This is a genomic window from Actinotalea sp. JY-7876 (genome assembly GCF_014042015.1).
In the GTDB taxonomy this organism is placed as follows: Bacteria; Actinomycetota; Actinomycetes; order Actinomycetales; family Cellulomonadaceae; genus Actinotalea.
Genome location: NZ_CP059493.1, coordinates 430,359 through 444,918, shown reverse-complemented (window position 1 = coordinate 444,918; position 14,560 = coordinate 430,359). Strand labels below are relative to the sequence as shown.

The 14,560-nt window shown below is 74.8% G+C and carries 12 protein-coding genes; 5 read left to right on the top strand and 7 right to left on the bottom strand.

What is annotated here, in order from left to right:
* Positions 1–24: 24 nt before the first annotated feature.
* The 3 genes from H2O74_RS02230 to H2O74_RS02220 all read left to right on the top strand — a co-directional run bounded on the left by H2O74_RS02230 (position 25) and on the right by H2O74_RS02220 (position 4,930).
* Positions 25–3,390 (top strand): EAL domain-containing protein, encoded by a 3,366-nt coding sequence (locus H2O74_RS02230; RefSeq protein ID WP_182112940.1) that lies wholly within the window; start codon positions 25–27, stop codon positions 3,388–3,390.
* Between the two features lie 66 nt (positions 3,391–3,456).
* Positions 3,457–4,191: a M50 family metallopeptidase gene (locus H2O74_RS02225; RefSeq protein ID WP_220458007.1), complete on the top strand. Its 735-nt coding sequence runs from the start codon at positions 3,457–3,459 to the stop codon at positions 4,189–4,191.
* A gap of 73 nt (positions 4,192–4,264) precedes the next feature.
* Positions 4,265–4,930 (top strand): AIM24 family protein, encoded by a 666-nt coding sequence (locus H2O74_RS02220; protein WP_220458006.1) that lies wholly within the window; start codon positions 4,265–4,267, stop codon positions 4,928–4,930.
* Between the two features lie 7 nt (positions 4,931–4,937).
* On the opposite strand, the gene H2O74_RS02215 is transcribed toward H2O74_RS02220, so the two are convergent.
* The 7 genes from H2O74_RS02215 to H2O74_RS02185 form a co-directional block, all read right to left on the bottom strand.
* Positions 4,938–5,876: a 5'-3' exonuclease gene (locus H2O74_RS02215; protein WP_182112939.1), complete on the bottom strand. Its 939-nt coding sequence runs from the start codon at positions 5,874–5,876 to the stop codon at positions 4,938–4,940.
* A gap of 64 nt (positions 5,877–5,940) precedes the next feature.
* The gene (locus H2O74_RS02210; protein WP_182112938.1) at positions 5,941–6,381 is read right to left on the bottom strand and encodes a PLD nuclease N-terminal domain-containing protein; all 441 of its coding nucleotides are present in this window, start codon (positions 6,379–6,381) and stop codon (positions 5,941–5,943) included.
* A 147-nt stretch (positions 6,382–6,528) separates the two neighbouring features.
* Positions 6,529–8,043 (bottom strand): AAA family ATPase, encoded by a 1,515-nt coding sequence (locus tag H2O74_RS02205; protein ID WP_182112937.1) that lies wholly within the window; start codon positions 8,041–8,043, stop codon positions 6,529–6,531.
* Positions 8,044–8,080: 37 nt separating this feature from the next.
* Positions 8,081–10,165, bottom strand: coding sequence for a glycosyl hydrolase (locus tag H2O74_RS02200; RefSeq protein WP_182112936.1), 2,085 nt, complete (start codon positions 10,163–10,165; stop codon positions 8,081–8,083).
* Positions 10,162–10,905, bottom strand: a complete 744-nt coding sequence (locus H2O74_RS02195; protein WP_182112935.1) for an HlyD family efflux transporter periplasmic adaptor subunit — start codon at positions 10,903–10,905, stop codon at positions 10,162–10,164. The genes H2O74_RS02200 and H2O74_RS02195 overlap by 4 nt, the downstream gene beginning before the upstream one ends.
* Complete coding sequence (locus H2O74_RS02190) at positions 10,902–12,632, bottom strand: glycosyltransferase (protein ID WP_182112934.1); 1,731 nt, start codon at positions 12,630–12,632, stop codon at positions 10,902–10,904. The genes H2O74_RS02195 and H2O74_RS02190 overlap by 4 nt, the downstream gene beginning before the upstream one ends.
* Positions 12,633–12,816: 184 nt before the next feature.
* Positions 12,817–13,377 (bottom strand): hypothetical protein, encoded by a 561-nt coding sequence (locus tag H2O74_RS02185; RefSeq protein ID WP_182112933.1) that lies wholly within the window; start codon positions 13,375–13,377, stop codon positions 12,817–12,819.
* A 57-nt stretch (positions 13,378–13,434) separates the two neighbouring features.
* Here H2O74_RS02185 and H2O74_RS02180 point away from each other — a divergent pair, with 57 nt between their 5' ends.
* Both H2O74_RS02180 and H2O74_RS02175 read left to right on the top strand, forming a co-directional pair.
* Complete coding sequence (locus tag H2O74_RS02180) at positions 13,435–14,199, top strand: endonuclease/exonuclease/phosphatase family protein (protein WP_182112932.1); 765 nt, start codon at positions 13,435–13,437, stop codon at positions 14,197–14,199.
* A 146-nt stretch (positions 14,200–14,345) separates the two neighbouring features.
* Positions 14,346–14,537: a hypothetical protein gene (locus H2O74_RS02175; protein WP_182112931.1), complete on the top strand. Its 192-nt coding sequence runs from the start codon at positions 14,346–14,348 to the stop codon at positions 14,535–14,537.
* The last annotated feature ends 23 nt before the right edge of the window (positions 14,538–14,560 follow it).

Here is a 14,560-nt window from a genome sequence, read left to right as displayed (position 1 = left end):
CCCCCTGCGCCGATGGCGAGGGGCATGACCCGCATCGGCGTGCTGTCCCCCGTCACCGGGGGCTTCTACTTCGGCGAGGTGCTCGCCGGCGTCGTCCGTGAGGTCGCCGCCGCGGGCGGGCACGTCGTCCTGATCCAGACGCTCGACGCCGGTCGCTCGGGCGACGAGCTCATCCCCGCGCCGGACGTCCGCACGCCCGTCGGCTGGGAGCACCTCGACGGCTTCGTCACGGTCGCGGAGGCGACCCGAGCCGACTTCGTCCACCGCCTCCGGGCCGCCGGCAAGCCCGTCGTCGTGGTCAGCAACGACCTCGACGTGGACGCGGCCCGCGTCTGCCCCGACAACGGCGCGGGCGTGCGGGCCGCCGTCGCGCACCTCGTGGCGCACGGCCACCGCTCGATCGCCTTCGTCGGGAACGTGGCCCAGCCCGACATGCGCGAGCGCTTCACGGCCTACCGCGACGCCCTGGCCGAGCACGACCTGCCCGCCCGCGACGAGCTCTTCGTCCCGACGCAGGACCACGTGGAGACCGGCGGGCGCCGGGCCGTGGACGCGTTCCTCGCCGCGCGGGAGGCCCACGGGGTGACCGCCGCCGTGACCTCCACCGACCGGATCGCGCTCGGCCTCGTCGAGGAGCTCGCACGGCGCGGCGTGCGCGTGCCGCAGGACCTCGCGGTCGTCGGCTTCGACGACATCGAGGCCGGGTGGCACAGCAACCCGCCGCTCGCGACCGTCGACCAGCACATCGTCGAGCTGGGCGCCACGGCCGCCCGGCTGCTGCTCGCGGAGCTGGGCGGGCAGGAGGTGCCGCACGCGCTGCACCTCGTGGCGTCGTCGTTCCGCCCGCGGCGCTCGTGCGGGTGCGGCTCGGGCGCCGTCGGCTCGTCCGATCGCGGCCGGGCGGACGGGGCCACGTTCGCGGCGCGGGTCACCGAGCTGCTCGGGGGGGAGCCGGCGCGGGCCCCCCGGCGGATCCGCACCGACGTGGACCGCGACGAGCTGGACGCCCTGCTCGAACGGCTCGTGCAGGACCTGTACCCGACCGCGCCGTCGCCCGAGACCGTCGAGGCGTTCACCGAGACCGCGATCGGCCGGCTCCACGAGATGGCACGCGGTCTGGACCTCGCGTGGTCCGACGTGGGCGCCGCGCACGAGCTCGTCGCCCACTGCATGGTGCGGCTGAGCGTGGCGCTGTCCCACCTCCAGGCCGCCAGCGGCCTGGACCTGACGACGCGCCTGTCGCGCTCGCTCGTCGAGCAGTACGAGGTCAGCATGGAGCTGCTCGGTCGCGTGGGCACCGACCCGAGCGACCTGCGCTGGCTCAGCCAGGCCTCCGCGAGCGTGGGCGTCCTCGGGCTCTGGGACGGGCCGCCCGGCGACGGCAGGCTGCGCACGGCCGGCGTCTTCGACCCGGCCGGGCTGCTCACGGCACCGCTCCCGGAGCACCTGCGCGTCGAGGACTTCCCGCCGCGGGCGCTCGTCGACCTCGCGGACGCCGGTCGCGACGAGGTCACCTTCGTGCTGCCCGTCCGCGGCGCGAGCGGGGACCACGGGATGCTGACGGTGATCGGGCCGGTCGACGCCACCGCCGGCACGGGCCGCGCCCGCTACAACCACTGGGCCGCCCTGCTCGGCGTCGCGCTCAAGCAGGAGGCGCTGCTCGAGGACGTGCGCCGCAGCGAGGAGCGGTACTCCCTCGCCGTCGGCGCGACGCACGACGGGCTGTGGGACTGGGACGTCGAGACCGGCGAGTGCTTCTGGTCCTCACGCTGCCAGGACCTGCTCGGCAGCACGCACGACCGGACCACAGCCGCCCCGTCCTGCGGCGGTGCCGACCCGGACGAGATGGCGCCGTGGCTCGGCGCGGTGCACCCCGACGACCTCGCGAGCGTCCGGGCCGAGCTGCGGCGCGCGCTCGTCGAGTGCCTGCCGTTCGAGGTCGAGCACCGCATCGTGCGGCCCGACGGCTCCCACCGCTGGGTCGTGTGCCGCGCGCTGCCGGAGAGCGGGCCCGACGGCACGGCACGGCGCGTGGTGGGCTCCCTGGCGGACATCCACCCGCGGCGTGAGCTCGAGGACCAGCTGCGCCAGGCCGCGCTCTACGACACCGTCACCGGGCTCCCCAACCGCCGCCTGTTCCTCGACCGGCTCACGTGGGCGGTCGACCAGGCGCGCCGGCGCCCGACCACGCGCTTCGCCGTCGTGTTCCTCGACCTGGACGGCTTCAAGCTGATCAACGACTCGCTCGGCCACCTCGTCGGCGACCAGCTCCTCGCCGAGGTGGGCGGTCGCCTGCGGGACGACCTGCGCTCGGTCGACACGGCGGCGCGCTTCGGCGGCGACGAGTTCGCGCTGCTGCTGTACGACCTGGATCACGACGCCGTGCTCTCCGTGGTGGAGCGGCTGCAGCGGCGCATCGCGGTGCCCGTCGTGCTCGCCGGGCAGGAGGTCGCCGTCACGGCGAGCGTCGGCATCGCGACGTCCGACACCGGCTACGTGGTCGCGGAGGACGTGCTGCGCGACGCCGACATCGCGATGTACCACGCGAAGGAGGCGGAGCGGGGCACCTCCAGCGTGTTCCACCCGTCGATGCACTCGCGCGCGACCGGACGCCTCCACGCCCAGGCGGAGCTGCGCACGGCGTTGCAGGAGCAGCAGTTCGTCGTCCACTACCAGCCGGTCGTCGCCCTCGACGGCTCGCGGCTGACGCGGTTCGAGGCGCTCGTCCGGTGGGACCACCCGACGCGCGGGATCATGCTGCCCGGCGACTTCCTGCCGGTCATGGCCGAGAGCGGCACCATCGTCACGCTCGGCCAGTGGATCCTGGACGCCGTCGCGGCGCAGGTCGCCCGGTGGCTGACGGAGCACGGCGGCCCGGTCAGCGTGTCCGTGAACCTGTCCCACCGGGAGTTCTGGTCGGACCGGCTGCTGCGCACCGTGACCGACGCCATCGAGCGGCACGGCGTCCCGGCGTCGTCGCTGGTGCTGGAGATCACGGAGTCGGTGCTCATGTCCGACCCGGAGGCCGCGCGGGCGATCATGTCCGACCTGCGGGCCGCCGGCGTGCGGCTGCACATCGACGACTTCGGCACCGGGCACTCCTCGCTCAACGCGCTGCGGGGGTTCCCCGTCGACGCGCTCAAGATCGATCAGTCCTTCGTCGCGCAGCTCGGCGTGGACGACCGGACGAGCGAGCTCGTCGGGGTCATCGTGGCCATGGGCCGGGTGCTCGGCCTGGAGGTCGTCGCGGAGGGCGTCGAGACCCCCGACCAGGAGGAGCGGCTGCGCGCCATGGGCTGCGCCAACGCCCAGGGCTGGCTCTACGCGAGCGCCCTGCCGGGCGACGAGGCCGGCGTCCTGCTCGGGACCCGCGCCCCGGCCCACGGCTGACCGCGCACCGCGGCCGGCTCGCGCCCGGGCGACGGCGCGGCCCCGGCGGGCTGGCACGATGACGCAGTGATCGCCGAGCTCTGGGACCGGATCCTTGCCACCCAGCCGCTGCCGTCCGCCCGCGTCGTGGCCGCCACGGCGGCGCTCGCCCTGCTGCTCGTGCTGGTGCCGTGGCTCTGGCGCGTCACGCGGCACGTCGTCACCGTCGCGCACGAGGGCGGGCACGCGATCGCCGCGGTGGTCAGCGGCCGCCGGCTCACCGGCATCCGCCTGCACTCGGACACGTCAGGCCTCACGGTCTCGCGCGGGCGGCCGCGCGGCCCCGGCATGGTCGTGACCCTGCTCGCCGGCTACACCGGGCCGGCGCTCGTGGGACTCGCGGCGGCCGCCCTGCTCTCGACCGGCCGCGCCGTCGCGCTGCTGTGGTCGGTCCTGCTCCTGCTGACCCTCCTGCTGCTCCAGATCCGCAACCTCTTCGGGCTGTGGGTCGTGCTGGTGTGCGGCGCGGGCGTCGTGGCGGTCACGTGGTGGCTCGAGCCCGCCCTGCAGTTCGCCGTCGCGCTGACCCTGACGTGGTTCCTGCTCCTGGGAGCGCCGCGCGCGGTGCTCGAGCTCGTGGCGAGCCGGCGCACGGGCCCACGGACGTCCGACCCCGACCAGCTCGCACGGCTCACGCGCGTGCCCGCCGGGATCTGGGTGGGGATCCTCCTGGCCGTGACGGTCGCCGCGGCCGCCGGCGGCGTGGCGCTGCTGCTGCCGGACGTGCTCGACGTGCTCCGGACCGGGCTCGCCGCAGGCTAGAGGCCCTCCCGCGCCGCCGTGTCTGCGAGGCTGGGGCCTCGGCCCGCGGGGGCCCGCGACAGGAGGACCACACGTGCGCAGCCAGATCTTCGGCACCCACCTCGAGCAGGTCAGCGAGGAGCGCTTCGGCCTGCAGAACCCCAAGATGCTCCGCGTCCGGCTCGACGGCGAGGTGATGGCCCGCCAGGGCGCGATGGTCGCCTACCAGGGGCAGATGGACTTTGCGTACCAGGGCGCCGGCGGGGTCGGGAAGCTGCTCAAGAAGGCGTTCACGGGCGAGGGTGTCCCGCTCATGCGCGTGACCGGGCGCGGTGACCTCTTCCTGGCCGACGACGCCTCCGAGATCCACGTGCTGACACTCGAGGGCGACTCCGTGACGGTCAACGGGCGCAACGTGCTCGCGTTCGACCCGACGCTCCAGTGGGACATCCGCCGGGTCGAGGGTGCCTCGATGATGGCGGGCGGCCTGTTCAACACCGTGTTCACCGGCCACGGCCAGCTCGCCATCACGTCGTTCGGCCCGCCCGTCGTGCTCACGGTCGACGCGCCGACCTTCGCGGACGCGCAGTCCGCGGTCGCGTGGTCCACCGGCCTGCGCACCAGCGTGAAGAGCTCGATGACAGCCGGCGCGTTCATCGGGCGCGGGTCGGGCGAGGCGTTCCAGCTCGCGTTCGAGGGTCAGGGCTTCGTCATCGTCCAGTCCAGCGAGGGCCCGCCGGCGCCGCAGACCAGCAGCTGACGGCCCGTCAGTCGGCCGCGAGCGCGTCGACGAGCCGGGCGACGCTCGACGTCAGCCCCCACCGCGTGGCGAGCTCGACCAGGCGCTCGGGGTCTGCGGGGGTGCGCGGCAGGGCGTCGTCGGCGTCAGCCACTGGCGCGTCCCGCGCCACGTTGACCACGCCCGGGGCGACGGCGAGGTAGGGCAGCCCTTCGGTCAGGCGGCGCCGCTGCGCGGGCGTGAGGCCGGCGTCGTGCGCCTCGAGCGCCGCCAGGACACCCGCCAGCGTGCCGTAGCGGCGCAGCAGCGCCGCTCCCGTCTTCTCTCCGATGCCGGCGACGCCGGGCAGGCCGTCGCTCGCGTCACCGCGCAGGACCGCGAGGTCGGCGTAGGCCTGCCCGTCCGCGACGTCGTACCGCTCGGCCAGGCGCGCCTGGTCGACGACGTCGAGGTCGGTGATGCCGCGGGCCGTGTAGAGCACGCGCACGCCCCGCGCGTCGTCGACGAGCTGGAACAGGTCGCGGTCCCCCGTGACCACCTCGACCGGGGCGCGCTCGCCCGCCGGCCGGGACGCCTCGCGCTCGGTCAGGGTCCCGATGACGTCGTCGGCCTCGAAGCCCGGCGCTCCGACGCGCGCGATGCCGAACGCCTCGAGCACCTCGACGATCACCGGGATCTGCGCCGTGAGCAGGTCGGGGACCTCCTCACGGTCGCCCTCGGCGACGCGATGCGCCTTGTAGCTCGGGATCGCCTCGACCCGGAACGCCGGCCGCCAGTCGTCGTCCCAGCACGCGACCAGCCGGTCCGGGCGCCGGGCCGTGACGAGCCGGGCGATCATGTCGACCAGGCCGCGCACGGCGTTGACGGGGGTGCCGTCCGGCGCCTTCACCGAGTCCGGCACGCCGTAGAACGCCCGGAAGTAGAGCGAGGCGGTGTCGAGCAGCAGCAGCGGGCGGCGGGCGGTCATGGCGCCACGCTAGGGGACGGCACCGACGGCGCCCAGGGGCGACCTGCGCTCCGGCGCGGTGCGCTCAGTCCTCGCGCCTGGGGTCGGGCTCGGTCGTGTCGTCGGGACCGGGCGCGGACTCGACGGACCCGAGCCGCTGCTCGCGCTCGCGCAGCTGCGCCTCCCACTCGGCGAGCAGCTTCTCGTGCTCCGCGCGCTCGCGGCGCTCGACCGACGCGAGGAACTCGGGGTCGTCGTCGGGCCCGCGCGGCCGCGCCGGGCGCTCGTACTCGGGGAAGCCGGCGGTCGCCGTCGACGGCCACGGAACGGCGCTCGACGGGCGCTGCTTCGCCGGGCGCCCCGCGACCAGCCAGGCGACCGCTCCGGCGATCGGGATGAGGATGATGACGAAGATCCACGCCGTCTTCCCGAGGTTGCGCGCCGAGCCCTCGGGCGTCTGGATGCAGTCGATGAGGCAGAACACCAGCAGCGCGAACTCCACGATGTACGGCAGCGCGCGCAGCACGGGGCCTCCAGGGTCGGACGGTCGACGACGCCGCGCCGACGGCACGGGTCGGCGCACACGCTAGGGCAGGAGCGCACCACCCGGGGAGGGGCGGCCGCCCGATTCACCCGTGCGAGCGGGCCGCCGGCGCGGCGGCCGGCGCCGACCTCAGGCGGCGGGCACGGTCCGGCCCGCGGCCCAGGCCCGCAGGGCGGCGACCTGCTCGGCCATGACGACGCTGAGCGGCCGCGTGGCCCGCAGCTCGTCGGCCACGTGCCGCGCCTGGACGAGGGCCGCACCGCCGGACGACGGCGACGCCTCGGCGTGCGCCGCGTACGCGGCCGCGACGACCGCCTGCTCGATCTCCGCCCCCGAGAACCCGTCGGACGCGGCCACGAGGTCCGCGACGTCGGCGTCGCTCAGGACGACCTCGCGCCGCGCGGCGTGCAGGCGCAGCACCTGGGCGCGCGCGGCGGCGTCGGGCAGGTCGACGAAGAAGATCTCGTCGAAGCGTCCCTTGCGCATGAGCTCGGGCGGCAGCCGGGAGATGTCGTTCGCGGTCGCGACGAGGAAGACGCGCGAGCGGCGCTCGGCGAGCCACGTGAGGAAGGTGCCGAGCACGCGCTGCGACGTCCCGGTGTCGCCGTCGGACGTCGCAAGGCCCTTCTCGATCTCGTCGACCCACACCACGCACGGCGACATGACGTCGGCCGTCGCGAGGCTCTCGCGCAGGCGCCGCTCGGACTCGCCGACGTACTTGTCGCCGATGGCACCGAGGTCCAGGCGCAGCAGGGGCACGCCGAAGACGCCCGCGGCGACCTTGGCGGCGAGGCTCTTGCCGCACCCCTGGACGCCGAGCAGCAGGACCCCGCGCGGCGGTTCGAGCCCGGCCGCGGAGCCGTCGAACGCCGGGCGGCGTCGCGCGAGCCACTCCTTGAGCCGGTCCAGCCCTGCGAGGTCGCCGGCGCCGGCGGTCTCGTACTCGAAGGTCAGGACGCCGTCCTGCGCGAGCAGGTCGTACTTGGCGCGCATCACCGCCGGCACGTCGCTCGCGGTGATGGCGCCGTCGTCGTGCACGGCCGCGCGTGCGAGGCGGCGGACGTCGCCGAACGACAGGCCCGCGAGGTTCTCGACGAGCAGCGCGATCGACGTCTCGTCGGCGCGCACCAGGGCGCTGTGGGCCGCGGCCCACTCGCGCGCCACCTCGTCGACGATCGCGCGCCGCTCCTCGCGGGTCGGGAACGCGAGCCCGAGCCTGGCCGCGAGGTGCTCGAGCTCCGGCGGCAGGTCGACCTCGTGGCTGATCAGCACCACGGTGCGCGACGCCGCCGCCGCGCCCTGGCACAGGTCCTTGAGCAGCCGGACGGTGACCGGGTCCTGCAGGTACGGGTGGAAGTCGAGCAGCACGTACACGGCCGGCATGCCGTCGCGGACGAACTGCAGCACGCTCTCCGGCCCGGTGAGGAACCGCTGTGGCGCGCCGAGGTCGACGTCGACGCGGCGCAGCCCCTCGGTGACCACCCACTCGAAGACGGGCTTCGCCGGCACCGCGGCCCGCGCGAGCTCGCGGACCACGGCGCGGGCACGGTCCTCGTCGCGCGTCTCGATGACGACGAGGGGCGTGCGGCTGCGCAGGAGCGCCCCGAGGTCGCGGCGCTGCCCCGCGACGTCGACGAGGGCCATGGTCGGCACCCTAGCGGCGCCGACCATGGCCGCCCCCTCACCCGCTCGCGCGCGCCGGCGGTGCCGCGAGCCAGGCCTCCAGGTAGGTGCGCGAGTTGCCGTCGTCGATCCGCTCCGCCGGGAGGGTCTGCGCGGCCGTGCGCGCCGCGTCGGGGTCCACGAGCGCGAGGTACATGAGCAGCAGGTCGCCGAACTGGACGTCGAACCCGTTCGCCGTCGCCTGCCCGACCGTCTGCCGCACGCGCTCCTCATCCGCGGCCAGCACACCGTCCACCGGGGAGGGCGGGATGAGCTGGATCCCGAGGATCGCGTTCGGCTCCGCGCTGAACCACGTGGCGTGGTCGCGCTTGGCCCCCCACCCGAGCGAGAACATCGCGTCCTCGAACCCCTCGAGGGCCGGGTCGGTGAGGTCGGGCTCGGTCCAGTAGGTGCGGGCGGTCGCCGCCTCCACCGACAGCAGCCAGCGCGCCTGCGTCACGAGGTCCTCGCGTCCCGCGGCCGCGCCCCACAGCGCGAGGCCGTTCCACGCCGCGACGGCCTCCGATGTCGACTCCTGGTTGTTGCCGTCCGCGAACGGCACCGTGCCCGAGGCCCACGAGTGCCCGCGGTAGGCGTCGAACACCCGCAGCCGCGGGAACCACTCCGTGTCCTGCCCCGCGGCGATGTCCTCAGCGAGCAGGTCCATCACCGGCGCGAGGTCGGCGGCGAGGTCCGGGTCGTCCGCGGCCATGATGCCCGCCGCGGCCAGGAGGTAGCCGTAGTGGAAGTGGTGGTCGTTGAACTCCTCCGAGCCGAAGTTCGTGGTGAGCCCGACGACGCCGCGGGCCACGGGGTCGTAGACCACGCACCGGGCCTCGCGCTCCGCGCAGCCGTCCGGGTCGGCCCACTCGCGCAGCCCCTCGGTCACGCGCTCGACGAGCGGTGCCACGACGTCGTCGGCCCCGAGCTGGCGCCCGAGCTGGACGAGCACGGCCGAGCGGTGCAGGGCCTTGCCGCCGAAGTAGGAGTCCGAGGGGTACGGCGGGGTCGCCGCGACGTCCGCCGCGAGCTGCTCGCGCAGCGCCTCACGCGTGGCCTCGTCGACGTCCGACAGGTCCAGCGTCGCGGCCTCGGTGAGCGCCGGGACGACCGTCGTCAGCTCGCCGCCCGCGCAGAGCTCGAGCGTCCCGTACACGCTCGGGTACGTCCCGAGGCCGCAGTCGCCCTCCCCCTGCGCGGCCCACGTCCGGTGGTGCGGCATCGCGACGACGGCGCCCGCGACGCCGTCCGCGGTGCGGTAGGTCAGGGTGGTGCGCGCCGAGCCCGCCGCGACGCCCTGCGTCAGGTCGACCCGCAGGAGCGGGTCGGCGGCCGCCTCGGCGAGCGTCTCGAGCGCGGAGCGGTCGGCGTCGTCGGGCAGCGGGTAGAACGTCGCCGTCTCGCCGGTCGCGAGGTCCACGCCGTCGTCCCAGGCGCCGTCGGTGACGAGCCCCCACTCGCGCGTGCCACCGGCCTCGGTCGTGGCCACCAGCGCACCCTCGTCGCCCTCGAAGGGCACCGGCGTGGTGAGCCGGACGTCCGCGAGCGCGGTGACCGTGACGAAGGGCGAGCCCTGGGCGAGCGTCACGGTGGCGCGCGGCTCGCCGTCGTCACCGAGGAGGGCGATCTCGACCCGTGCCGCGTCGTAGGCGCTCACGCGCGCGCCGGACGTGCCGGCCGAGACCTCGACCGCCGGCACGTGCGGCCCGACGACCGCGTGCGGGCTCGCGACGGGCACGGGTGCCCCGAGCGCGAACCCCTCGTCGGTCAGGCCGAAGGAGACGGGCAGCGCGAAGACGGGCTGGGGCTGGTCGCCGAAGACCAGGCCGCTGAACCAGCGGTTGGTCGGCGGCAGGAGGTCGGGCGCGAGGCGCATCGGCCCGAGGTCCCCGGGCGAGGACTGCCCCACGGCCGCCACGAGGGCGTCCAGGTCGTCGGGCGGTGCGGCCAGGGTGCTGTCGGGGACGGGGGCGCTCGGGGTCGATGCGCCGCCCTCGCCGGGGCCGGCGTCCGGGTCCCGCGCGAGACCGAGCGCGACACCCGTCACGGCGCCGACCCCGAGCGTCACGCCCACCACGGCCGCGGCGACCGTGCGGCGCCTCACGGCCACCACCGGGTGACGAGCTCGCCGACCTCGCGCTCGACGCTCTCGGCGACGGTCGAGACGAGACCGTCGTTGTCGAGGGTCAGCACGGCGGTCACCGGCGTGCCCGGCGCCACGAGGCCGTCGGCGTCGCCACGGACCAGGCCGGCGCTGGCGACGGTCACCACCGCCTGGGCCTGCCCGGCCGCGGTGGTGGCGTCGACCTCGTCCACGCTGCCGTCGAGGGTCGTGCCGTCGGGCAGCCGGATGCTCACGGGCGCACGGTCCTCGACCCGCGCGAACTGCTCCGGGGTCAGGGTGAACTCCGCCTGCACGGTCAGCGTGCCGTCCGTGTCGACGGTCGCCATCCGGGTGCCGGCCTGCACGAAGGTGCCGCGCGAGGCCGCCAGCTCGGAGACGACGCCGTCGGCCGCCGCCGTCACCGTCAGCGTGCCGTCCGCGGCGATGCCGGAGCCCGGGACGTCCGGGGAGACCAGGCCGATGAGCAGGTCGTGCCGCAGCGCGGCGCTGTCCACGACGAACAGCGGCTGGCCCTGGGTCACCGCGTCGCCCACCTCGACCTCCTGCGTGACGACGAGCCCCGCGTAGGACGAGCCGACGTCGTACGTCCGGGTGTGGATCGAGGCCGACGTGCTGGTGGCCTCGCCGCGGCGGTCGTTGAGGTGGATGGTCAGCCAGGCCGCGAGCGCGAGCACGAGCACCAGGCCCACGAGCAGGCGCAGCCGCGCCCCCCAGGTCACGCGGCACCCGCTGCGTCCAGGACCGCCGGGACGGCGACCACGGTGCGGGGTGGCGCCGCCGCGGGCGGCGGTGCCGCCGGCCGGAGCTCGGCGTGGCGGCTCGTGCGGCCGAGCGCCACGTGCTCGCGCCAGGCGGTGACGACGAAGGAGCCGAGGATGAGCGCGTTGGTCGTGTTCCACGCCAGGGCCAGGCTGAACGTCCCCCCGGTCACGTCCTTCCAGGCGCCGACCACGGAGGTCAGCAGCAGGAACACGAAGAACAGCACCTGCGGCACGATGAAGGCGAACGGCGTCGTCGCCCGGCGCTTGCTGCCCGTGACGTGCCACCGCTGCTCCCGGCGGAGCGCCGCGTTGACCAGGGCGCGCGTGTAGATCGGGAACGACGCGGACGCGAGCATGAGGACCTCCCAGCGGAACGAGCCGAGCGTGTAGAACGCGAGCACGATCTGCATGAGGTAGAAGCCGCCGTAGTACAGGACCCAGGCGCCGGCGGAGATGTCCATGTCCATCGGGCTGAGGTCGAAGAAGATGTGCATCGGCGGCACGAGCAGCAGCAGGAGCGGGCAGATGCCCGTGAGGTAGTGCGTGGCCGTCACCGTGTACTGCAGGCGCTGGTCGAGCGTGAGGCTCCGACGACGTGACAGCGGGTTGTGGGTGAGCATGATCTCGAAGCCGCCCGTCGCCCACCGCAGCTGCTGCTTGGTGTAGGCCTCGATGGTCTCGGGGGTGTCGCCGACGGCGAGCGTCACGGGGATGTAGACGGTGCGCCAGCCGCGCTCGTGCAGCAGCAGGGACGTCCAGACGTCCTCGGACTTCGAGTCGGAGTACATGCCGCCGATGTGGTCGATCGCGGCCCGGCGGAAGACCACGTTGGTGCCCACGCAGAAGGCCGAGTTGAAGCGGTTCCGGCCGGGCTGGACGTAGCGGTAGAAGACCGCCTGCATGTAGCCGGCCCCGCGCGAGATCAGGTTGTGCAGGTTGCCGTAGGTCTGGGGGGTCTGGACGAACGCGACGTCCTCGGACGCGAAGAACGGGAGCGTCTCGCGCAGGAACGCCGGCAGCGGCACGAAGTCGGCGTCCAGCACGACGAAGAACTCGCCGCGCGCGAGCGTGAGCGCGTGGTTGATGTTGCCGGCCTTGGCCCCGCCGCCGGACAGGCGCCGGACGTAGCGCACGCCGAGCTCGGCGGCGAGGTCGCGGACCTCGTCGGAGCGGCCGTCGTCGAGGACCCACGTCGCGTGGCGGCCCTCGATGTCGCGCGCGGCCGTGACGGTGCGGCGGATGGTCGCGAGGTCCTCGCCGTAGGTCGTGATGAAGACGTCGACCTCGACCACGCGGTCCCCGAGGTACAGGTCCCACCGCGTGGGGTCGTCGTCCGCCCCGGCCCGCAGGATGGCCGGGATGTCGAACAGCCGCTCCTGCGCGTGGTGGAAGGAGAAGCCGCGCGGGTTGTAGCCGGCCGACAGGACCGTCCACATGGACAGGAGCGCGTGGGTCACCAGGATCGTCTCGGCGACCATGACCATCACGTACGGCACCAGGTCACCGCGGTGCGCGGGGTTCAGCAGGAAGACGGCGTAGACGACGATGCCGGCGCTGGCCAGCAGGACGAGCAGCATGAGGGACGGGGACTGCGCGGCGGCGTTCTCCGAGCGCAGCGGGCGGCCGTGGGCGCCCTCCGTGCGGCGGGGCTCCCGCAGGAGCCGGTCGAGGTCGGTCGTGGACATGGCATCTCCTCGTCGACGGCACTCGCCCCGAGGGGGCGGGTGGGGAGATCGACGGCGACGCTGACGACGACGGTGCTCCAAGGCGTAGGGGTCGTTTGTCCGGATCGGGTAGTTCGACCGTAAGCGCACCGTGTGACGAGGAGATGAACGCGGCGTGTGACCTGGGGCACACCCACGCAGCGGGTCAGGGCGCCTCGACGATGGCCAGGTCGACGAGCAGGTTGAGGAAGTTGCGCGCGAACGGGTTGTCGGCGCACTCGCGACGCACCAGGTCCCAGTCCACCTGCTCGCGCAGCGCCCGCGCGACCGGCAGCAGCCGCGCGTAGTCGCAGTAGTGCTCGTGCAGCACGCGCAGCTTGGTGGACATGAGGTCCGTGGCGCTCAGCACGGGCATCCGCACGGCCAGGACCTCGAGCACGTCGCAGCGGTCGAAGACCTCCTGGGAGACCGGCTCCCCGACCATCCGGAAGAGGATGTCCACGAGCTGCCCGTCGTTGTAGGCCTTGAACAGCCAGTCCTCGGCCGGGTCGCGCAGCTCGAGGCCGGCCTCCTCCACCGCGGTGCGCGCCCGCTCGACGTCCTCCTCCCGGATGACGAAGTCGGCGTCGTGCAGCGGCTCGGGTGCGCCCCGGGCCCAGGCGGCGTACGTGCCGCACAGCGCGTAGGGGATGTCGGCCTGGCCGAGGGCGACGGCCGTCTTGCGCAGGCCGTCCTGGAGGGCCTCGCGGGCGGAGTTGTCGAGCATGCGTCGGGTGTACACGACGGCGTGCGGGCCCGCACCACGAGCGGCAGGATCGTGGCGATGCGCCTCGCCACCTTCAACATCCTGCACGGCCACTCGCTCGTCGACGACACGGTCGACGTGGGCCGGTTCGCGCGAGCCGTCGCGGAGCTCGACGCGGACGTGCTGGCCCTGCAGGAGGTCGACCGCGACCAGCCGCGGTCGCACGGCGCGGACCTGACCGCCGTCGCGGCCGAGGCGATGGGCGCGCCCGAGCACCGCTTCGTGGCGACGCTCGCGGGCACGCCGGAGCTGTGGTCGGCGGCGACGGGCGAGCTGCAGCCCAACACGGCGGGTTACGGGATCGCGCTGCTCAGTCGCTACCCCGTGCTGTCGTGGCGCGCGATGGCCCTGCCGGCGCTGCGCGGCCGGGTCCCCGTCGTCTTCCCCGACCGCCGCCGCCCGACGCTGGTGCGGGACGAGCCGCGCGCGGCCGTGGGCGCGGTCGTGGACGCACCCGGCGGGCCGGTGACGGTGGTCGCGACGCACCTGACGTTCATCCCGGGCTGGAACGGCCACCAGCTGCGGCGCCTCGTGCGCCTGCTGCGCCAGGAGCCACGCCCTGTCGTCGTCATGGGCGACCTCAACCTCGAGGCCGACCGGCCCGCGCGGGTCTCGGGCTGGCGGTCGCTCGCGAGCGCCCCGACCTTCCCCGTCGCGGAGCCGCAGCGCCAGCTCGACCACATCCTGGTCGACGGCCCGCTCGAGGCGGTCGCGCCGGGCTGGGCGATGGACACCGGCCTCTCGGACCACCGCGCCCTGGCCGTGGACGTGGCCCGCCGCTGACCCCGCCGCCGACCCGGCGGCGCACCGCGTCGATGTCGCGCCACGAGCGCGCCAGCGGGCGATCCGGCGGGCCGCGACGGGTCGCGAGGAGGGTGGTGGGCGTGTCGGCGCCGGGTCGTGTCGGTGCGTCTGGTTACCGTCGCGGCATGAGCACCAGCACCCACATCTGCGTCTACTTCGACGAGGGCGGCCTGGACCACGTGTGCGACTGCGGCCAGGGCGCCGTCCTGGTGGTCGACGAGGCCGGGATCGAGGTCCTCGTGGCCATGGCCCCGGCGGACGCGACGGTCACGGCGCTCGCGCCCGCGCGGCGCGAGGAGCTGCTCGTCTCCGCCTGAACCGCGAGGCTGCCCGCTGGCGG

What these genes read in the sequence shown, in the direction of transcription:
- H2O74_RS02230 (WP_182112940.1), top strand. Translation starts at nt 25, where the DNA reads ATGACCCGCATCGGCGTGCTGTCCCCCGTCACCGGGGGCTTCTACTTC.
- H2O74_RS02215 (WP_182112939.1), bottom strand. Translation starts at nt 5,876, where the DNA reads ATGACCGCCCGCCGCCCGCTGCTGCTGCTCGACACCGCCTCGCTCTAC.
- H2O74_RS02205 (WP_182112937.1), bottom strand. Translation starts at nt 8,043, where the DNA reads ATGGCCCTCGTCGACGTCGCGGGGCAGCGCCGCGACCTCGGGGCGCTC.
- H2O74_RS02190 (WP_182112934.1), bottom strand. Translation starts at nt 12,632, where the DNA reads ATGTCCACGACCGACCTCGACCGGCTCCTGCGGGAGCCCCGCCGCACG.
- H2O74_RS02185 (WP_182112933.1), bottom strand. Translation starts at nt 13,377, where the DNA reads ATGCTCGACAACTCCGCCCGCGAGGCCCTCCAGGACGGCCTGCGCAAG.
- H2O74_RS02180 (WP_182112932.1), top strand. Translation starts at nt 13,435, where the DNA reads ATGCGCCTCGCCACCTTCAACATCCTGCACGGCCACTCGCTCGTCGAC.
- H2O74_RS02175 (WP_182112931.1), top strand. Translation starts at nt 14,346, where the DNA reads ATGAGCACCAGCACCCACATCTGCGTCTACTTCGACGAGGGCGGCCTG.